The following is an 18,641-nucleotide window of genomic DNA, read 5'->3' on the forward strand; positions in this document are numbered from 1 at the left end:
ACGCTCGTCCAGAGCGAGTTTCCTGCGACTTCTTCTGAGAATGGCCTTGAAACTGCCAATTTGTTGATGCTACCATTTAGAGATGCGGTCTAAAACAAAATCTAAGTTACTAAAACTATTCGTATTTTCTGGCGCTTCAGTTGTCGCTTTGTACTCTCTTATGGGCTTTACTGCCTCAGAGACAACTGAAACTACAGCTCAGAAGAAATCTGCAACTCAGTTGGAAGAACGCCAACATATCGCCAAACTTTTTGGCGAGAAGATTAAGGCAAATGAGCTTCCTTCAAAAACGAATTTGAACTGGGACGGCAAAGACCAAAATCTTACGGTTAAATACACGCTTGATGATGATCTTCAAAAAGAAGCAGACCGCCTTTTGAAATCTTATAAGCCTGACTACGGCGCGATCTTCGTGATGGATGCTTCGACCGGTGAAGTTTTGGCGATGTCGAGCTTCCAACGTGACGATGCCCACGCTCCGAACATGAACTTGCAAGCGACGTTTCCAGCAGCTTCCGTTTTCAAAGTTGTGACTGCAACGGCGGCGGTTGATAAGGCTGGGGTCAATCCTGAACACAAAATTCACTACAATGGTGGCGCCCACACTCTTTACAAGAAAAACGTTCTTTCTGAACGTGTGACTCGTTGGACGAATGTGATCACATTGAAGGATGCTTTTGCTCGCTCGATCAATACCGCATTTGGTCGTTTGAGCATCGAAAACCTTCACCCTGAAGATTTGAACGAGTACTCAAACCGTTTCATGTTCAACCAAGAAATCCCAGCGGACTTCCCGGTTGAGATGGGTGTTGCTTACATCCCGCCTGGCAAAGGTTTCGAAATGGCCGAGGCCGCTTCAGGTTACACGAAGTCAAACCGCATGAGCCCCGTTCAAGGTGCCATGATCGCAGCTTCAGTTGCAAACGATGGCCAAGTGGTTGTTCCTTACCTTGTTAGCTCTTTGCAAGACGATGCTGGCAAAACTCTTTATCAAGGTGCCACAATGAACAAAGGTACAACGATGAGCAAAGAGTCATCTGTGAAAATCCGTGAGTTGATGTCACAAACGGTTTTAGCAGGAACTTCTCGCCGCTCATTCCGTCCGATCATGAAGGACCGCAAGTTTAGAGAGATCGAAATGGGCGGTAAGACAGGTCACTTAACGGGTGACAACCCTCGTGGCCGTGTTGACTGGTTCGTTGGTTACGCTTTGGATGAAGATCGTAAGATCGCAGTTGCCGCGATCACTGTGAACAGAAAATTCTGGACAGTGAAATCAGCGCATCTTGGACAAAGTATGTTTAGAAAGTATTTTACGCCGATCGTGGCTCAGCAAAAACAAATGCGTAAAGTTTCTTCGCGCTAGTTCTTCTTAAAAATTTTGAAAATAAAAAAAAGCGGAGTTTCGACTCCGCTTTTTTTATTCGTCCTTTTTCTTTTCTTCGTGAGTAATTTCAAGTGGTGTCACGTCGACGACTTCAGCCTGAATCTCGCGCTCTTCACGCTCTTCGCTGACATCGTGGAAACCAGTGCCGTCATTGCGGAACTCGTAATAGCGGAAGCCTTGTTGGCCCATACCGCCCATTCCTCCCATACCACCAGGACCGTTACCCATGCCCGTGCCGAAGCCAAACGGACCGCCTGCGCCGAAATTGAAAACGCGGGCCGAGCCTTTGGCGATTTGTTTCGCCATAAAGATTTTAAATCTCCATACAGCCAAGTGACGAAGACCTGGTAACAATAAAACCAACGCAAGCACACGAGTAAAGAATGAAGGAATACAGAACAAGAAACCTGAAATAAAGATCGCGCCCGAGTGCAAGATTTTATTTCCAGGAACCTGCCCACGAGTCATCGTGCTTTGCAAAGTCATCATCGCCATGCGACCGACCGTGCTTAAGATAAGCATTCCCAATAAACACGGAGCTAGATAAATTCCAACAGCGTTAAAGAAGCCCCACTCTTGCACAGCAAAATAGAAAATCACAAATTCTGCGATAATGAATGGCAATGGAATCGTTAACATAAATATCCTTTACGGAAAGCTTAACTCCGCAACCACCGGACAGTGATCCGAGCCTTCAACCGTGTCGAGAATATCTGCGGAAGTCAGATATTTCTCAAGTCCTTTTGAGATACAAACATAGTCAATACGCCATCCGCGGTTTTTCTCACGCGCGAAGTCTTGATAGGACCACCACGTATAGCGGTTTTTAGCCATTGGATTAAAATAACGAAAGGTGTCGATGAAGCCTAATTCCAGGAACGAATTAAACCACGCTCTTTCTTCTGGGAAAAAACCGCTGACTTTTGAAAGACGAATTGGATCAAAGACATCGAACGTTTGGTGAGCCACGTTGTAATCACCCACAACAATCACCTCGCGGCCTTTATTTAATTTTTCGCGCAAGTGCATGTTCAGATCTTTTAAAAATTCTTGTTTGAAAGCGTGACGTTCATCACCGGAACCGCCATTTGGAAAATAAATATTATAAAGATCGAAGGGACCATGATCGGTAATAACGATACGACCTTCGCTGTCGTATCTATCAATTCCCATACCGTGAGCAATTTGCGCTGGCTCGACGTTACAGAAAGTGGCTACACCGGAATAACCCTTACGCACGCCTGATGACCAGTACGCATAATTGCGATGAAGCTGACGAGCTTCTGTCTCAACTTGATCAATATGAGCTTTCGTCTCTTGCACGCAGAAAATGTCAGGATTTTCTTTGTTCACAAAATCAACCAGACCTTTTTTGTGACAAGCTCTAATTCCGTTCACATTCCAAGAGATGATTTTCACAGTTTCTCCTTGTATTTCGACTCTAAAAGGCTATCAATAACAGATACAAGGAGACAGTGTCTATGCCTATGATTAATCAAGCTGCCCCGCAATTCTCTGCCCAAGCCGTTTTCGACGGTGGTGAAGTTCGTGATATTAATTTGGCCGACTACAAAGGAAAATGGGTTGTACTGTTCTTCTACCCTCTTGATTTCACTTTTGTCTGCCCAACAGAATTAACTCAATTCCGTGAACACCTTGCTGACTTTGCATTGGCTGGCGCGGTTGTTATGGGTTGCAGTGTGGATTCAGTTCACTCGCACAAACGTTGGTTGCGCGATGACCTTGGCAACTTGGGTTATCCGTTGATTTCGGATTTGAACAAACGCATCGCTCGTGATTACGGCGTATTGTTCGAAGATCGTGGTATCGCAACTCGCGGTACATTCATTATCGATCCCGATGGTAAAATTCAATACATGGGCATCCACAACACATCTGTAGGTCGTGATGCCAAAGAAATCTTGCGCGTCCTTCAAGGCTGCCAATCTGGCGAACTTTGTGCTGCTGGTTGGAAAAAAGGCGACGTTCACATCATTCCATTGAAGTAAGATGGATCAGAAAGCCGCATTTATTTCTCAACTTAGAAAATCCTTTCAGGGGCTCGAACAAGAGCCCCTTGAAGCTATTGTCGCTGACAATTTGATTTCACCGTTCGACGTTGTTCTGCCTGCAAGCGTTTTAAAACAAGCGCAAGATATCGTGGCGGGGCTGTTTTCTTTACGCGAAAAGAAATCCTATCAAACACATTATTTGGAATTAGCTGCCATGAAGGGCGTTAAAGACCCGGGCAATAAATCCATCATGATGAGCTATGATTTTCACTTGGATCAAAATCAAGATTTGAAGTTGATCGAAGTGAACACCAACGCTTCATTCTTAGCACTCGGTCACGAGATGTATCGCGCCAAAGGTCATCCGCTGCCTGTTTCTAATTTTTCTTTCGAAGAAGTGCGTTTGGATATTTTAAACGAAATGCAACTGCAAGGGAAAGACATCCCGGCACCATTGAAAGTGGCGATCACCGATGACAAACCTTCTGAGCAAAGATTGTTTGTGGAATTCCTGGTGTATAACGAAATGTTCAAATCGTTCGGCTGGGATTCGCGCATCGTCGATTACCGCGAGTTGTTCCAGGATTTTAATCCGGACTTTGTCTATAACCGCTACACTGATTTCTTCTTAAGCGATAGCAGCAGCCAAGTTTTACGCGAAAAATATCTTTCCCGTGATGTGTGCTTGTCACCGAATCCTTACGAATACCTGATGCTGGCAGATAAGCAGCGCTTGATCGAATGGAGCCAAGAAGGTTTCTTTGAAGCACACGGTTTGGATGAAAAGACGATCGCCTTATTGCGCAAAGCGGTTCCTGCTTCTTACGACGTCAACTTATCTTCATCCGAAGAAGTGTGGGCGAAACGTAAAACCTTATTCTTTAAACCTAAGAACGCCTTTGGTTCTAAACAATCGTACCGTGGGTCTTCTATCAGCCGTAAAGCTTTTGAAGAACTTATGAAAGAAGATACGATCGCGATGGAATACGTCCCAGCCAGCGAACAACAGTTCGTGACTCCTGACGGTCCTCAAGATTTCAAATTCGATTTGCGTTGTTATGCTTATCAAGGGCGCTTACAGCTTGTCGTTGCGCGCCTTTATCAAGGACAGGTTACGAATCTACGCACGCCATACGGTGGCTTTGCGTGCGTTTTATTCAAATAATTATTTTAATCGAGGAACAGCGTCGTACGTGATCGACAGATACTCTGTCGTTTCACCCGTTTTCTTAACTAACATCAGTTCGAATTCCGTGTGTGTCTTTTGATAAATCTTGTACGTCGCACCCGAAGTCTTCAAAAAATCTTCCAAATTTTGCTTCGGTTTCAACGAAGTGCTCTTAAAATTCCAGAACGCAAACTTGCCAGAATCCGCTAAGAGCTGGAATTGCCATAAACTATGCCCGACCTTTGGCACCTTTTTCGTGTCAATCAACGTGGGAGCATAAATCGAGAAGCGTTCTTTAAAATCAGCCGGCGTCGTTGCACACAAAATCTCTGCGGAACTGCCTTCTGGCTTCAAAAACGACTGATACGCGTGGATTTTAAAGGCCTCACCATTCACTGTTCCATCAACAAAGACTTCCGCGTCTCGCGCTACCAGCACGGTTTCTGGGATTTGCGCGATACTTCCAAGCAAGTCACTGCGAAGCTCCGTAAGAAATTCGGGACGATCTTGGCAAACAGGTGCTGAGCGCAACTCCGGCATCAGCAAACGGCCTGCAGGATCGCGTTTCACCGCGAAAGATGATGTCGAAAGCAGTACAAGAAGTAAAATCCCAGATGTTTTCATCGTTTATGTGCCCCTCATTATGTCCAGTCTAGTATTCGGAATAAAATTTTTAGGGCTTAATATTAAAGTACAGAGTTTGTTTACCGATGAGGAGAGTGTCTCATTTTTCTACAAGGAGCGTAGAAGCAACATGACCATGAAGCACAATGGCGCTAAAAAGCATTCGCAATTGACGAACTTTTATTCAGGCTTTGAACAACTCAATGGAGTGCATCCTTGGATGGATGCCGTCAAAGAAGGTTTTGTAGCTTACAGAGTTCGCCAACTGAATACCGGCAACATCGCTTACTTCAACTTCGCTCTTGCTAAAGAAATGGGACTGATCGCTCCAAATCATCCCGAGCAAATGACTGAAGAGCTTCAACAAAAACTCATCGAAACTTTTTCCATCCAAATTATCAATGAATATGACGAGTTAACAAATCGTCGCATCGATCCCGCAACCATCCTTCCAAATAAATTTATGGCGACTCGTTACTTGCAACTGCAACACGCCAACAAGCAGGGGAAAACTTCGGGCGACGGTCGTGGTATTTGGAATGGCACAGTTTACCATAAGGGCACAACGTGGGACGTTTCTTCACGTGGCACTGGCGTGACTCGTTTATCACCGGGATCTGTGGAAGCAAACAAACCATTAAAAACAGGTGGCACTGAATTCGGTTACGGTTGCGGCCTTGCAGAAATTGATGAACTTTTGGGTGCATCGATTCTTGCGGAAGTTATGCATCTTCAAGGGATTCGCACAGAACGCGTCTTGTGCATTATCGATTTAGGTAAAGGTTATGGCATCGGCGTGCGCGCTGGTCAGAACTTAATCCGCCCTGCCCATTTATTTTTGTATTTGAAACAAGAACGTTACCCTGAATTAAAAGCAGCTACTGACTATTTGATCGACCGCCAGGTTTCAAACAAAGTTTGGGACATCAAAGGCAAAGGTAACGCAAAATATGATGAGCTTCTTGATGCTGTCTGCAAATCATTTGCGGAATTCACAGCCCAGTTAGACATCGACTACATCTTTGCATGGCTTGATTGGGATGGTGACAACGTTTTAGCAGACGCGGGCATCATCGATTACGGTAGTGTTCGTCAGTTCGGCATTCGTCACGATAAATATCGTTACGATGACGTTGAAAGATTCTCTACTAATTTGAACGAGCAAAAATCAAAGGCTCGTTTGATCGTGCAAGTCTTCGCGCAAATGGTTGACTACTTAAAAACGAAAAAGAAAAAACCTCTTCGTTCGTTTGCGCACCATGAAGTGATTCAAAAGTTCAATACTCAGTTTGATCAGTTCCGCGCACAACGTTTGTTGTACCGTATGGGTTTTAACGAAACACAACGTCGCAACATCCTTGAAGAAAAAGAATTGTTCTTGAAATTCGACCGCGAGTTTTCGTTCTTTGAGCGCGCCAAGGTCAGCGGCAACGAAGAAAAAGTGGCCGACGGTGTAAATCACCCTGCCCTCTATAATATGCGCCATATCTTTAAAGAGTTTCCAAAGTTCTTAATGGAAAGCCCTTTGCCATTTGAAAAACGTTGGATGCTTGAAAAAGACTTCTTTAAAACGATCCTTTCAAGCTTTGCCAAAAGCCGTGATGCCCGCATGGGTGAAAAACAGCGCTTGCACATCGCTTACTTCCAACAGCTTTACCGTGAACTTGTCATTGTCGCCGCAGGTCGCAACAAACCTGAAAGCGTATTGAAAGGCATTTGCGAAAGAGCAGAGAAATTAAATTCTGATCGTCGCATCACTGGTAACGCGCTTATCGAAATGGTTGATGAAATCATCACCGAGAAAAAACGCGGTTTGCCGCTCGATCAAATTCAAAAGATCATCGATCGTTTGGTTTTCGATCACATCGGTATGCCAGAAGTTCCAGTTAGCAGATTCTATAAAGAGAAAGAATCAACTGCTGCTGTAAAAATGGATTTGTTCGCAAAACTTCTAAGTCTTGTCGAAGAAAATAAAGAGTCTATTTAAGAACTCGATGTAACAGAGTCGATTTAACACCGTTACGCAATTAGTTAAAAATAAAATGCACCAGTGACCTTTTGGTCGCTGGTGTTTTTATTTGTACTCGCAGAAAATTTTCTGACACCAGAATCATTTCGCATCCAAAAATACCTGGCCTAACGTTTGCTTTACTCCTTCAGCAGTGATCATTGATCACCACATATTGGAGGGGGACCCATGGGAAGAAGTATTTTCTTTCTATTCGCACCGTTTTTTCTTTTATCAACTTCAGCTCTGGCGGAAACTCCGTCGGGAATTTCAATTCAAGGACTTAATGCTAATGGAACAGGATGCCCACAAGGATCTTATTCAGCGAATATCTCACCGGACGGTCAAGCCTTCTCTCTTCTTTTGGATAATTACGTCGCAGCTTCTGACATGCGCAATCCTATTTCTCGTCTTAATTGCGAGCTAAGAGTGAACTTCCGCGTTCCGCGTGGTTGGCAATTCACTGTCGTCACTGCGGATTATCGTGGCTATGCTTATGCCGAAGCCAATACGACAGTCGTTCATCAAGCTCTTTATTCTTTCGATGGTAGCAAACCAATTAATGAAAGACCTGGTTACGAAAATAACGGCAAATATTCTTTCCGCGCTTCAGAATTCCGCGGTCCTTATAATAACAACTACACAATTCACCAAGAACTTGATCCTCGAGTGGCGCCATGGGCTCCGTGTAACAACAGCGACACACAAACGTTGTTCTTAACGACTTACATCATGGCTCGAAATCTCAATTTAAACTCAAACATTCAAGCCCAAATTTCTTTAGACAGTGTTGACGGATCTGTGCAATCGCAGCGCTACCAACTTGCTTGGCGTAGATGTGCGACGACGAATCCCACTCCACCGCCTGCGCCCGGACCAAATCCTGGCAATCCAAACCCCGGCCCTGTCAAACCAGGCAACCCAGGGCGTCCACCAAGATTTCCATAATTAATAAGAAACTAAATTTGATTTTTTAAAACAACGAAACTTCATCAACTACTATAAGGGGGAACGATGAAATCCGGTATCCTATTGAAAATTGTCGCAGCAGCTTTAACATTCTCAGCAGTCTCTGCTCATGCAGATGCACTTCGCTTAGGCCAACCAGCTTACGGTGGAACAGGATGTCCTGCAGGATCTGCAAGCGTCACTGTCAGCCCTGATCAGTCGGCACTAAGTATCTTGTTTGATAGCTACGTCTCTGAAGCGGGTGCGACAACTGGAAAAACAATTGATCGTAAATCATGTAACATCTCAATCCCAGTAGCTGTACCAAATGGATATAGCGTTGCTGTTTTCCAAGTGGACTATCGCGGCTTCACTGCGGTTCCTCGCGGAGCACAGGCACGCTTTGATGCAGAATACTTCTGGGCAGGCAGCCGTGGTTTCAGAATTTCTCGTATCTTCTCTGGCCCATACAACGATGCTTACACTCTGACGGATGCATTGCTTGCGAACACAATGGTGTGGACTCCATGCGGAGCGAGCGTGAATCTTCGTGTGAACACATCTATGCTTGCACAAACGAACGCACGCAAAGAACAAACTCTAGCAACTGTGGATAGCGCTGACGTTTCTTCTGGTTTGATCTACCACTTGCAATGGAGACGCTGCCAATAGTTGAATTTTAAAAAAATTGAATGCAGAAAAAGAAAAGCCCGGTTTTATACCGGGCTTTTTTATTAGCTCGCTTTTTGACTTGCGATCACACCGTACTTCGTATCGATACCCATGATATGGGCCGTTAGCCACGTCTTCAAGAATTGGAAGAACGCTGGCGTCAACTGACCGGTCTTTTCAAACTCAGCCCCATGATCTTTCAAGCGCTGAATCAAATCCTTGTGGATCTTTTTATGAACTGAAGCTTGTGAATAATCCAAAGTATCAAAGAATTTTTCTTCATGATCGAAGTGGGTCACTGTCCACGATACGAGGTCGCGAACAATGGAACCTAATTCATTCTTTGTCGCTTTAGCTTCGTGGCGTTCGTACAGACGATTCATGATATCAATAAGCTTTTTATGCTCATTGTCCATGGCATCTACGTGTGTTGTTAAACGCTCTTTGTCCCATTTAAAGAAAGTGTCACCCATTTTTTACCTCGGTCGGTCGGCACCTTTTTGTGGAAGGTGCTAGTTAGTCTCAACCAACTCATCGGATTTAATGTAAGCGACTACATGATGGGAATCATGATTCTAAATTTTGTTTTTAGTTTTTTCGAAGATCAGAAAGTTTCTCGCGAACCCAGCGTCTAATAATGGGATACTCTTCTTCTTTTAAAGAGTGATCTTTATCCATTTCAACCCACTCAACATCAAGGCCAGCGGTTTTAAGCTTTTCCACGCCGTATTTAGTTTCTTCCAACGGCAAAATATCGTCTTGATGACCGTGCGTGAATAACCATGGCGTCTGTTTCGCATCCGGCGAAAGATTGTTTTTCCACCGTGGGTAGAAATTGAAATAGCCACTGATACCGACAACTCCCCCCAACTTACGTGGGTAGTTCAAACCGATATCGGCACTGATTAAGCAACCTTGCGAGAAACCAAAAAGAAAGATGTTTTCACTCTTCCAACCTTGGTTTTCAAGATCGTTTAAAAGATCAAAAAGTTTTTCGCGGATTTTCATCACGCCATTCGCTTGATACGGAGGCTCTCCATACCACGTGTAACCGTCCAAAAACTTTCTTGGTGCGTTTAACAACAAGTAGTTCATTTCAGGCATCTTCATTTCGTCGTCAAATTCATAGAACGGCTTGATGCTATCGCCACGACCATGCAACACGATCATTAGATATTCTGATTTTTTCTTTGCAGGAATAAATTTATGCTTAAAAAGTTCAGTGCTGATCATCATCTTAGTTCACCTTCGACACAGTTTTGCTACAGAATAAAACTTGTCGAGCTTTTGAAAGTTGCATGTCTTCAGATTTGGAACCGTCTTCCATATCCAAACAATCTTGAGTCGAAATCGCAGTCACAAGTGGCTTCACTTGTCTTTCTGGTGCACGCAAAGGATTGATGAATTGATCTTCCTCGCGACCCACAGAAATATTATCGAAAGTCACCGCCACGTCAGGAGTCAAACCTTTCATCTGCGGCGAACGGCCCGATGGAAGATAGTAGAAACCTTTTGTTTCAAACAAAGCGACTTTCTTATTTTGTGTCCAGTATTCACCCTCTTGGAATGAACCTTTACCGAATGTTCTTTCACCAACTAGGACCGCACGACCGAAGTCACGCAAGGCACCTGCTACGATTTCTGATGCGCTTGCTGAACCGGCGTTGATAAGTACGGCCATCGGTTTATCGAAGATTTTGTCTTCGCCACCGAAATAAGCTTCTGATTTTTTACCTGGATCTAAATAACGAAGTTCAAAGATCTTTTTATCGCCACCAACGAACAAGCTTGCGATACACGCCGCTTCTTCCATTTGGCCACCTGGGTTGTCACGCAGATCAAGCAACAAACCACGAACTGAAGCTTTCTTTACCATAGAGATAGCTTCTTTAGTTTTATCACATGCACCTTTGGCAAATTTATTAATACCGATCACGCCGATTGGTTTAATGCCATCGATAACTCGCGTCGAAACAGTCGCCACCGTAATTTCAGCGCGCACCATTTTGAATTTCAATTTTTCGCCGTTACGGTTCACACGCAAGGTCGCTTCCGTGCCAACATCACCTTTCAACAACTCAGAAATGCGCGCTTGCAACAAGCCACGAACTTTTTGACCATTGATTTCTACGATGATGTCGCCTTTTTCCAGACCAGCTTTTTTCGCAGGGCTGCCTTCTAAAACTTTACGTACAACGTATTGGCCATTTGATTTTCCTAAAGTGACTCCCAAAGACGTGCTTTGGTTATCTGCTTTAGAAACGACCTCTTTGAACATTGCGACTGGCATTAAGTAAGTATGTGGGTCGCGGAATGCAGAAATGAAACCATTCAAACCAAGACCGACCATCATCGCTTCTTGTTCTGGCTTCACGTATTTTTCTTGCAGAGTTTTCCACACGTTCATGAATGACAATTTCACCGCTTGCGCTGTGTGTGCCGTGAAATATTCCTTCCACACATCAAGCTGCTTTTTTTCCGAGCTCATGTCGGCAGACATGTTCACGTCAACAGGCACGATTTTGCCTTCTGTCGTCACAGTCATGTTGAAACGATTTGCGATATTTAGAACTGAGTTTGCACACGCGATAAAGTAGCGCTCTGAACTGCCACACGTGTTGTCTTGGATAAGATCTTCCAAGGCCGCTGGACCGAGCCCCGTCTCGGCCCAGTAGGCATCCACTGATTTAACCTTGGAAGAGCCGCTATGCGTACGCGACAAGGAAAGGCTGATCCCCATGGTGAAAATTAACAATGAAATGATGGTCAATCGCGGTGAACGTAGCACTCATCGCCTCCCGATAGTGACGGTATTGAGCAAGGGTCGTACCGTCTCAGAACGAACTGGTTAGGTCTAGAGGGCGGTTTTATGAAGAAAATGCAGGTTTGGACAGAGCTTCCACAGGGCTTATTTCTTGAGGTTTTTGGGGGCCTGGGATAGGGTGATTTCACTATGATTATTGTAACTGGCGCGAATGGTTTTATTGGAAGTGTGATGGTATGGCAACTCAACCAAAAAGGAGTTACCGACATCGTGGCTGTGGACACTGTTTCTTTGAAGGAAAGAGACCTTCTTAAGAAACGTCAGTACTCAAAATTTCTTTTGAAAGATGAGTTGTGGCCATTCCTTGAAACTGAAGAAGCAAAATCTAAAGTCACGTGGATCATCCACATGGGTGCATGCTCTTCAACGACAGAAACAAACAAAGAATTCTTGTGGGAAAATAACACTTACTACACACAAAGAATTTTTGAATGGTGTACTCAGTACGGTAAATCAATGATCTACGCTTCAAGTGCTGCAACATACGGCGCTGGCGAACTTGGCTTTGACGACACAACAGATCCTGAATTGTTGAAACCGTTGAATCTTTACGGCGAATCGAAAGTTTTGTTCGATCGTTGGGCTTTGAAACAAACTAAAACTCCTCCACACTGGTATGGCTTGAAATTCTTTAACGTGTTTGGTCCGAACGAACACAAAAAAGAAGCGATGGCTTCCGTGGTATTCAAAGCTTTCAACCAAATCAAAGAATCTGGTTCATTGGGCTTATTCAAATCTGCAAATCCAAAATACAAAGACGGCGAATTCATGCGCGACTTCGTTTACGTGAAAGATGTCACAGGTTGGATGGCAGAGCTGATGGATAAAATGCCTAAGAATGGCGTTTACAACATGGGCTTCGGTCAACCGCGTACATGGTTGGATCTTGCTAATGCAACTTTCAAAGCCATGAACAAAGACACGAAAATCAACTGGCTAGAAATGCCAGAAAATATTCGTGGTCAATATCAGTACTACACAGAAGCAAAAACAGATAAGTGGTTGGCAGCAGGCATGAGCCCCGCTAAATGGCCGCTTGAAAAAGCAGTGACTGATTATGTGCAAAATTATCTCTCAAAAGAGGACCCAACTCTTTAAGGAGAGCGTAATTTATGGAGACTGAGTTTCTACCCCCGCACTTAAGAAAATACGTCGTAGAACAACACTACGAAAAATACACTCCGATTGATCAGGCTGTGTGGCGCTATATCTTGCGCCAACTGCGTGCGTTTTTAGGAAAGCACGCGCACGAATGCTATCTTGAAGGTTTGGAAAAAACCGGCATTGATGTCGAGCGCATTCCAAAAATCGATGAGATCAGCAAAAAGCTACAAGCTTTCGGATGGCGCGCCTACCCTGTCAGTGGCTTTATTCCTCCTGCAGCTTTCATGGAGCTGCAATCGTTGGGTGTATTGCCCATCGCTTCTGACATGCGCACACTTGAACACTTGTTGTATACGCCAGCTCCTGACATCGTTCACGAAGCTGCGGGACATGCGCCGATTTTGGTGCATCCTGAATTTGCAAAATACCTGACTGAATACGCCCAAGTTGCAAAGAAAGCGATTATCAGTAAAGAAGATTTAAATCTTTACGAAGCGATTCGCGAACTTTCCGACATCAAAGAAAATCCAGCATCGTCTGCTGCTGAAATTAAAGCGGCGGAAGAAAACTTGGATAAAGTCAGCAAAAGTATTTCCCATGTTTCTGAAGCGACTGAATTGGGTCGTATGAATTGGTGGACAGCGGAATACGGGTTGATTGGCTCTTTATCGAATCCAAAACTTTTCGGCGCGGGCTTGCTTTCAAGCGTCGGTGAAGCGAAATGGTGCTTGGATGCGAAAGTTAAAAAGATTCCGTTGTCGGTTGATTGTATCAAACAAGGGTACGACATCACGGAACCACAACCGCAATTGTATGTAACTCCAGATTTTAAAACTTTAAGTCGCGTGCTTGAAGACATGGCCGAACAAATGGCTTTCCGTCTTGGCGGTCTTAAAGGTTTGAATAAAGCGATCGAAGCGCAATCTGTGAATACGGCCGAACTGAATTCAGGAATTCAAATTTCTGGTCAAATCATTGAAGCGATCACGGATAACAAAGGCGATATTGCTTATCTTCGTCTGCAAGGCCCAACACAACTTTGTTACAAAGATAAACAGCTTGTTGGTCATGACAAATCTTATCACGCGGAAGGCTTTGGAACTCCTGTCGGTCATTTGAAGGCTTTGCCTGGCAAATGTCCTTCAGAATTCACGGCGTCTGAGTGGGAATCACTGGGCGTAAAACAAGGCAGCTCTGTGAAGTTGGAATACACTTCAGGGGTTGTTGTTACTGGCGAAGTAACGGGTCTACTTGCTCGTGATGGTAAAACTTTGATTCTGACTTTGAAAAATGCCAGTGCGAAACTGGGCGACCGCGTGTTGTTTGCTCCTGAATGGGGCATGTTCGACATGGCTGTTGGTTGCTCGGTCCCATCGGTATTTGGTGGTGCTGCTGATCGTGAAGCTTACGGCGAAACTGACGATTTTGTTGCGAAACGCGTTCCTGCTCCGAAATATTCTGAAACTGAATTGAAACTTCAGAAACAATACGGATCATTGCGTGAAGTTCGTGAACAAAAACTGAATGGCCCTGCTTTGGAAGAAAAACTTTCTGTCATCATCGCTATTCATGATAAAGAGTTCCCACAAGATTGGTTGCTTCGTTTGGAAGCGATTGAATTGTTGAACTCGCGTGCTGCAACATCTGCTTTGAAAGCGAAACTTGAGAAGGATCTTCAAGTTTTGTCTGCCAAAGATGAAAAAACTAAAAATCTTATCCAGGATGGACTTGCACTAGCAGGAACTCTGTAGATGAAACGTCCTTTTGAAGTGCGCATTGTTTTAGTGCGCACAATCTATGAAAGAAATATCGGTGCCACTTCACGTGCTATGAGCAACATGGGTGTTGATAAGTTGATTCTTGTCGACCCTAAATGCGAAATCACTTACGAGGCTCAACAAACGGCGGCGACTGGTCAAACGGGTTTGCAAAATCGCACGACTTATAAAGACTGGGATGAATTCTTCGCGAAAGAACCGGAAAGTATTAAGATCGCCATGACCGCACGTGATGGTAAAGGTCGTCAGGTTCGTGACATTGATGAAGTCTTAGCTGACGTTGCAACGAAGTCCCCGCAATTTCAAATTTCCAGCGATGATGCTTACGTCGTGCATTTGATCCTTGGTCCTGAAGACTGGGGCTTATCGGGCGAAGACCTTGAACATGCGAATTTCTGCGCATGTCTTCCTACTTACGGTGAAAACTGGAGTTTGAATTTGGCGCAAGCAGCGTTGCTTACGATGTTTTCACTTCGTCGCGCTTGGGGTGGAAACCGCACGCGCTTGGATGGTGGCAAAGCTCGTCGTGCGCCTCAAGGAATTGAAGGCATCAATCCTGAACAAACTTTAAAAATCTGGTTGGAAGAAATGGGCTTTGATCTGACTCGCCAACGCAAGATCAACGTCTTCACAGTACTTCGTCGTATGCTTTTGCAAAACACGCCGACTAAAAAAGAGTTGGTGATTTTAGAAACCGTTTTGCAGCAAGCCACACGCAAATTGAGAGAGTGGAAAGAATATCAAAAACGTGATAACAAAAGTGAATAGCATGGAGTTATCGTGGAAGAAATCGAAGTCCCCCTAGAGCAAACACAAGAACATCTGCAACACGCGGCTCACCACAGTCATGATGGCGGTGGTGGCGGATTCAGCCTCATCAATCTAGGTGCGGTGATGTCTGCGATCCTTGCGGTTTTCGCTGCGATCTGCGCATTGCTTGCGGGTCACTATTCGAATGAAGCGATGATTGAGCAAATCAAATCTTCAGACCAATGGTCGTACTATCAAGCCAAAGGTATCAAAGGCGCTCTTCAAGAGTTCCGTCTAGAGATGAACACGACTCAAGGTGAAGAGAAGATCGAAAAGATCAAAGAGCGCATTGAAAAATACAAAAAAGACCAAGAAGAAATCCAAGAAGTCGCTAAAGAAAAAGAGGAAGCCAGCGAAAAGCTTCTGAAATGGCACGAGCGTTTAGCGATGGCCGTGACTTTCTTCCAAGTTGCCATCGCAGTCATTGCGATTGGTGTACTAACTCGTAAGAAGTTCTTCTTTTATATGGGATCGACTTCGGGTCTTATTGGACTGGGCTGCTTTATCAGCTTCTTTTTCTTAAGATAGAAAAACAAAGGGCGCTTTCACAGCGCCCTTGTTCATTATGCTTCTTGAATCTCTAATTCTTTCGTTCGAACCTCGCGAAGTTTTTTATCCAACTTCGCCAGTGCCTCGGCCATGCTTTGACCAAGATCGTTCAGTTCGTGAATGCGGTTCAAAGTTTCATCTTCGTCGCCACCAACTAAACGCAAGCTTTCAAGTTTTGCGGAATTTAGATCCAACTCTTTTGAAAGCGTTTCTAGTTTCTGATTTAGTTTCTTACGGTCTTCCGTTAAACCTTTTGTGATTTGACGGACACGATCAAGGCTCATCGCCTCGACTTTTGAATCTTCGAAAGAAGCGTCGTTTTTGTCTGCCTCGTCATCGCCCTGAAATGCTTCAAGGAACAAGGCCCATTCTTTTTTGAGGGATTTTACGATCGACCTACTACTGTCATCACCCATATATAGTGAAATACTCCTGCGCTAATCAAAGCGACTTTGCAGATTCATCGGCAGTCGGTACTAAGAAGTAGCAAAGCCCATAAACCAAGATCGCAACTCCGAAGGTCACAAATAAAAACAGAACAGCGCCTGTTCTTACGATACCGACCTCAAGTTGATATCTCTTAGCAATTCTAGCACACACGCCCAGGAGCTTTCTATCTAGAGCTTGGTCTAGTCTATCGACGCGGGGCAGACAGATCGCCAAGATCAAATATAAGAGGATGCCAGTTCCGAACCATAAAACAGATACAATCCAAATGACGCGCAGTATCCAAGTTTCGATACCCAAAGACTGACCTAGACCCTTACAAACCCCTGCCAAAGCGCCATCAGAAGCGCGAGTCCAACGATAATGTGGAGTCGATTTTGGAGTCGTCGTCGTATTTTCGTTCATCGTTTCAGTCGTCATTTTCAACCCTATTTCAAAGTTCCGGTAATCATAAAGTCGCCGCCGAAAGTAAGATAGCGCGGATTCTTCACATGAATTTTATTCGCCATCTTCTCAATTCTGACCGTCTCTGTCCAGGAGCGCGAGCCACCCGAACCCATGATGATCGGAGCTTGGAACATGTACAAACGATTCACCAACTCATGAGAAATGAAAGAGCTCGCCGTCATCGCGCCCCCTTCAACCATCACCGAACGTAAACCTTTGCTGTGAAGTTGCGCCAGTAAATCTTTAAGATCCAACTCGCCCGTCACTTCCGTTTTGACGAATACCAATTGCGGAGGATTCTTTAACTTCGCCGCTTTTTTCTGTGTTTCTTCCATCATATCGGCAGATACACACCAGAAAATATTTTGGGGTTCGTTTACTTGCGAAAGTTTTAAATCCGAAAACTTGTTGAGCAATTCGGCTTCACCATCAATCACGACAATTTTATTTTTCTTTTCAATTGTTGGATGACGAATGTTGAGTGATGGATTGTCGAATTCAACAGTACCCTTACCGACAAGAATTCCATCGTAACAAGAGCGCAGATAGTGAACATATTCGCGCGATTCAGGTCCCGTGATCCATTGGCTTTCGCCCGACTTCAAAGCCACTTGACCGTCAAGACTGCTGGCCATTTTGACTGCGACAAAAACTTTTTTATGACGGAAATTCCACAAGAATGCTTCGCAAACTTCTTCAAGTTGCGTTTTGATTTCTTGTTCTAATTTTTTATCTGGCGAAGAAAATACTTCCGCTTCAATACCAACGTCTTTCAGAATCTGCGCGCCTTGTCCCGCGACTAATGGATTTGGATCAATCAACCCGAACGTCACTTTTTTCACTGGAAGTTTTGCGATCATCTTTGCGCAAGACGGAGTTTTTCCTTCATGCGCACACGGCTCAAGTGTCACAATCACGTGAGCGCCTTTAAGATCTTCAGCACTTAAACCTTTCAGCGCATTCACTTCCGCATGCGGGCCCCCATAAACTTGGTGATAACCACTTTGAATGAATTTGCCATTTGCATCTAAGACAACACTGCCTACTAAAGGATTGGGACTGACATGAGGCCCACCTTTGTAAGCCTCGCTAATTGCCAGTTGCATAGCTTGTTCAGTGGTTAGAGGTGTTCCCTTCGCAGGTATTGGAAGAGATTTGATTTGTTCCACTGTGGGCTCCCTTGCTTAATCAATCGAGTGTGCGGAACTCATCTTAAAACTGTGGGATCACGAACGCAACTCACGCTGCTCTTGCGGTTTTTGCTGAAACTGCTCGCGCAAGCATCGCGCTCGTCTTTTGCAACAATTGTGATTCAAATGGAGAGATAAGTACTCATAATCGCTGAACAAAGTCTAAACAAATCATTCAAACTCTTCGATGCTCTAATGTGGCTTTCGACAAGGAAACATATCAAAGGGGTATAAACAATGTTCCATTTTGAGGTGCGAAAATTAATTCCAAGTAAACATAGTTTAAATTATCGAACTAATACATTAGTTAAATGTTGTTTAGTCACATTTATTCCGAAGAGTTTTCTAAGAGGGGCACGTTATGGCAGCACAAAACAAAGCAAAAAATCCAGGCTGGTTTTACTTCGTGTTAGTTCTGCAGTGTCTCTTCATTCTTTTGGGCATCGGAATGCTCAAAGACCTCATGTGGATTCTTTAATTTCCCAAAAAAGTTATTAAGACGGTTTTTCGTAGTGCGGGGATTTGCTAAAGCCTTAGAGCTTCACTGCTTCTTCGGCGGCACGCCATCCGGGCTCAATCGTCGCCGCAGCTTTGCTGCGGTTCGCGCCATCGTGGCGCCGACGAAGGCCGCCTACGTAGCAGCGAATCTCTAAGTCTTTCGCAAATTTTGCCT

Annotated in this window: 19 protein-coding genes; 10 read left to right on the forward strand and 9 right to left on the reverse strand. The window is 44.5% G+C overall.

Annotation, left to right across the window (positions count from 1 at the left end; translation table 11 throughout):
• Window positions 1-82: 82 nt before the first annotated feature.
• Window positions 83-1,366 carry a penicillin-binding transpeptidase domain-containing protein gene (locus DOE51_RS17100; protein WP_142697739.1) on the forward strand — a complete coding sequence of 428 codons (1,284 nt, stop codon included), beginning with the start codon at window positions 83-85 and terminating at the stop codon, window positions 1,364-1,366.
• Between the two features lie 54 nt (window positions 1,367-1,420).
• On the opposite strand, the gene DOE51_RS17105 is transcribed toward DOE51_RS17100, so the two are convergent.
• The gene (locus tag DOE51_RS17105; protein ID WP_142697740.1) at window positions 1,421-2,026 is read right to left on the reverse strand and encodes an FxsA family protein; all 606 of its coding nucleotides are present in this window, start codon (window positions 2,024-2,026) and stop codon (window positions 1,421-1,423) included.
• A gap of 9 nt (window positions 2,027-2,035) precedes the next feature.
• Window positions 2,036-2,806, reverse strand: a complete 771-nt coding sequence (locus DOE51_RS17110) for an exodeoxyribonuclease III (RefSeq protein ID WP_246845161.1) — start codon at window positions 2,804-2,806, stop codon at window positions 2,036-2,038.
• A 62-nt stretch (window positions 2,807-2,868) separates the two neighbouring features.
• Between DOE51_RS17110 and DOE51_RS17115 the strand changes: the two genes are divergently transcribed.
• Together DOE51_RS17115 and DOE51_RS17120 are read left to right on the forward strand one after the other, a co-directional pair.
• On the forward strand, window positions 2,869-3,396 hold the full coding sequence (locus DOE51_RS17115; protein WP_142697742.1) for a peroxiredoxin: 528 nt from the start codon (window positions 2,869-2,871) through the stop codon (window positions 3,394-3,396).
• Window position 3,397: 1 nt separating this feature from the next.
• A complete protein-coding gene (locus DOE51_RS17120) occupies window positions 3,398-4,564 on the forward strand; it encodes a hypothetical protein (RefSeq protein WP_142697743.1) in 1,167 nt (388 codons plus the stop codon).
• Here the strand turns inward: DOE51_RS17120 and DOE51_RS17125 are convergent, their stop codons facing one another.
• Window positions 4,565-5,191 carry a hypothetical protein gene (locus DOE51_RS17125; RefSeq protein ID WP_142697744.1) on the reverse strand — a complete coding sequence of 209 codons (627 nt, stop codon included), beginning with the start codon at window positions 5,189-5,191 and terminating at the stop codon, window positions 4,565-4,567. It abuts the gene before it with no gap.
• Window positions 5,192-5,327: 136 nt separating this feature from the next.
• Between DOE51_RS17125 and DOE51_RS17130 the strand changes: the two genes are divergently transcribed.
• From DOE51_RS17130 to DOE51_RS17140, 3 genes are all read left to right on the forward strand, one after another.
• The gene (locus DOE51_RS17130; protein ID WP_246845162.1) at window positions 5,328-7,178 is read left to right on the forward strand and encodes a hypothetical protein; all 1,851 of its coding nucleotides are present in this window, start codon (window positions 5,328-5,330) and stop codon (window positions 7,176-7,178) included.
• Window positions 7,179-7,388: 210 nt separating this feature from the next.
• On the forward strand, window positions 7,389-8,147 hold the full coding sequence (locus tag DOE51_RS17135; RefSeq protein WP_142697746.1) for a DUF4360 domain-containing protein: 759 nt from the start codon (window positions 7,389-7,391) through the stop codon (window positions 8,145-8,147).
• A gap of 66 nt (window positions 8,148-8,213) precedes the next feature.
• On the forward strand, window positions 8,214-8,819 hold the full coding sequence (locus DOE51_RS17140; protein WP_142697747.1) for a DUF4360 domain-containing protein: 606 nt from the start codon (window positions 8,214-8,216) through the stop codon (window positions 8,817-8,819).
• Window positions 8,820-8,881: 62 nt separating this feature from the next.
• Here the strand turns inward: DOE51_RS17140 and DOE51_RS17145 are convergent, their stop codons facing one another.
• The 3 genes from DOE51_RS17145 to DOE51_RS17155 form a co-directional block, all read right to left on the reverse strand.
• A complete protein-coding gene (locus DOE51_RS17145; protein ID WP_142697748.1) occupies window positions 8,882-9,292 on the reverse strand; it encodes a bacteriohemerythrin in 411 nt (136 codons plus the stop codon).
• A gap of 115 nt (window positions 9,293-9,407) precedes the next feature.
• Entirely contained in the window at window positions 9,408-10,055 is a 648-nt protein-coding gene (locus DOE51_RS17150) for an alpha/beta hydrolase (protein ID WP_246845163.1), read from the reverse strand.
• A gap of 1 nt (window position 10,056) precedes the next feature.
• Window positions 10,057-11,559, reverse strand: coding sequence for a S41 family peptidase (locus DOE51_RS17155; RefSeq protein ID WP_142697749.1), 1,503 nt, complete (start codon window positions 11,557-11,559; stop codon window positions 10,057-10,059).
• 213 nt (window positions 11,560-11,772) lie between these two features.
• Here DOE51_RS17155 and rfaD point away from each other — a divergent pair, with 213 nt between their 5' ends.
• The 4 genes from rfaD to DOE51_RS17175 are packed head-to-tail and all read left to right on the forward strand — an operon-like array spanning window position 11,773 to window position 15,863.
• Complete coding sequence (gene rfaD, locus DOE51_RS17160; protein WP_142697750.1) at window positions 11,773-12,741, forward strand: ADP-glyceromanno-heptose 6-epimerase; 969 nt, start codon at window positions 11,773-11,775, stop codon at window positions 12,739-12,741.
• A gap of 14 nt (window positions 12,742-12,755) precedes the next feature.
• The gene (locus DOE51_RS17165; RefSeq protein WP_142697751.1) at window positions 12,756-14,498 is read left to right on the forward strand and encodes an aromatic amino acid hydroxylase; all 1,743 of its coding nucleotides are present in this window, start codon (window positions 12,756-12,758) and stop codon (window positions 14,496-14,498) included.
• Window positions 14,499-15,293, forward strand: a complete 795-nt coding sequence (locus DOE51_RS17170) for an RNA methyltransferase (protein ID WP_142697752.1) — start codon at window positions 14,499-14,501, stop codon at window positions 15,291-15,293.
• Between the two features lie 12 nt (window positions 15,294-15,305).
• Complete coding sequence (locus DOE51_RS17175) at window positions 15,306-15,863, forward strand: DUF4337 domain-containing protein (protein ID WP_142697753.1); 558 nt, start codon at window positions 15,306-15,308, stop codon at window positions 15,861-15,863.
• Window positions 15,864-15,898: 35 nt separating this feature from the next.
• Here the strand turns inward: DOE51_RS17175 and DOE51_RS17180 are convergent, their stop codons facing one another.
• From DOE51_RS17180 to ribD, 3 genes are read right to left on the reverse strand one after another with little or no spacing between them, the layout of a single operon-like run.
• Complete coding sequence (locus DOE51_RS17180; protein ID WP_142697754.1) at window positions 15,899-16,300, reverse strand: hypothetical protein; 402 nt, start codon at window positions 16,298-16,300, stop codon at window positions 15,899-15,901.
• 25 nt (window positions 16,301-16,325) lie between these two features.
• Window positions 16,326-16,751, reverse strand: a complete 426-nt coding sequence (locus DOE51_RS17185) for a PspC domain-containing protein (RefSeq protein WP_142697755.1) — start codon at window positions 16,749-16,751, stop codon at window positions 16,326-16,328.
• Between the two features lie 8 nt (window positions 16,752-16,759).
• A complete protein-coding gene (ribD, locus tag DOE51_RS17190) occupies window positions 16,760-17,947 on the reverse strand; it encodes a bifunctional diaminohydroxyphosphoribosylaminopyrimidine deaminase/5-amino-6-(5-phosphoribosylamino)uracil reductase RibD (RefSeq protein ID WP_142697756.1) in 1,188 nt (395 codons plus the stop codon).
• Window positions 17,948-18,641: the final 694 nt, after the last annotated feature.

This window comes from Bdellovibrio sp. NC01, assembly GCF_006874625.1.
Lineage (GTDB): Bacteria > Bdellovibrionota > Bdellovibrionia > Bdellovibrionales > Bdellovibrionaceae > Bdellovibrio.

Coding starts and splice junctions, on each gene's coding strand:
- DOE51_RS17145 (WP_142697748.1), bottom strand. CDS start 9,292: ATGGGTGACACTTTCTTTAAATGGGACAAAGAGCGTTTAACAACACAC.
- DOE51_RS17150 (WP_246845163.1), bottom strand. CDS start 10,055: ATGATGATCAGCACTGAACTTTTTAAGCATAAATTTATTCCTGCAAAG.
- DOE51_RS17170 (WP_142697752.1), top strand. CDS start 14,499: ATGAAACGTCCTTTTGAAGTGCGCATTGTTTTAGTGCGCACAATCTAT.
- rfaD (WP_142697750.1), top strand. CDS start 11,773: ATGATTATTGTAACTGGCGCGAATGGTTTTATTGGAAGTGTGATGGTA.
- DOE51_RS17155 (WP_142697749.1), bottom strand. CDS start 11,559: ATGGGGATCAGCCTTTCCTTGTCGCGTACGCATAGCGGCTCTTCCAAG.
- DOE51_RS17115 (WP_142697742.1), top strand. CDS start 2,869: ATGCCTATGATTAATCAAGCTGCCCCGCAATTCTCTGCCCAAGCCGTT.
- DOE51_RS17135 (WP_142697746.1), top strand. CDS start 7,389: ATGGGAAGAAGTATTTTCTTTCTATTCGCACCGTTTTTTCTTTTATCA.
- DOE51_RS17100 (WP_142697739.1), top strand. CDS start 83: ATGCGGTCTAAAACAAAATCTAAGTTACTAAAACTATTCGTATTTTCT.
- DOE51_RS17165 (WP_142697751.1), top strand. CDS start 12,756: ATGGAGACTGAGTTTCTACCCCCGCACTTAAGAAAATACGTCGTAGAA.
- DOE51_RS17180 (WP_142697754.1), bottom strand. CDS start 16,300: ATGGGTGATGACAGTAGTAGGTCGATCGTAAAATCCCTCAAAAAAGAA.
- DOE51_RS17120 (WP_142697743.1), top strand. CDS start 3,398: ATGGATCAGAAAGCCGCATTTATTTCTCAACTTAGAAAATCCTTTCAG.
- DOE51_RS17185 (WP_142697755.1), bottom strand. CDS start 16,751: ATGACGACTGAAACGATGAACGAAAATACGACGACGACTCCAAAATCG.
- DOE51_RS17140 (WP_142697747.1), top strand. CDS start 8,214: ATGAAATCCGGTATCCTATTGAAAATTGTCGCAGCAGCTTTAACATTC.
- DOE51_RS17125 (WP_142697744.1), bottom strand. CDS start 5,191: ATGAAAACATCTGGGATTTTACTTCTTGTACTGCTTTCGACATCATCT.
- DOE51_RS17105 (WP_142697740.1), bottom strand. CDS start 2,026: ATGTTAACGATTCCATTGCCATTCATTATCGCAGAATTTGTGATTTTC.
- DOE51_RS17130 (WP_246845162.1), top strand. CDS start 5,328: ATGAAGCACAATGGCGCTAAAAAGCATTCGCAATTGACGAACTTTTAT.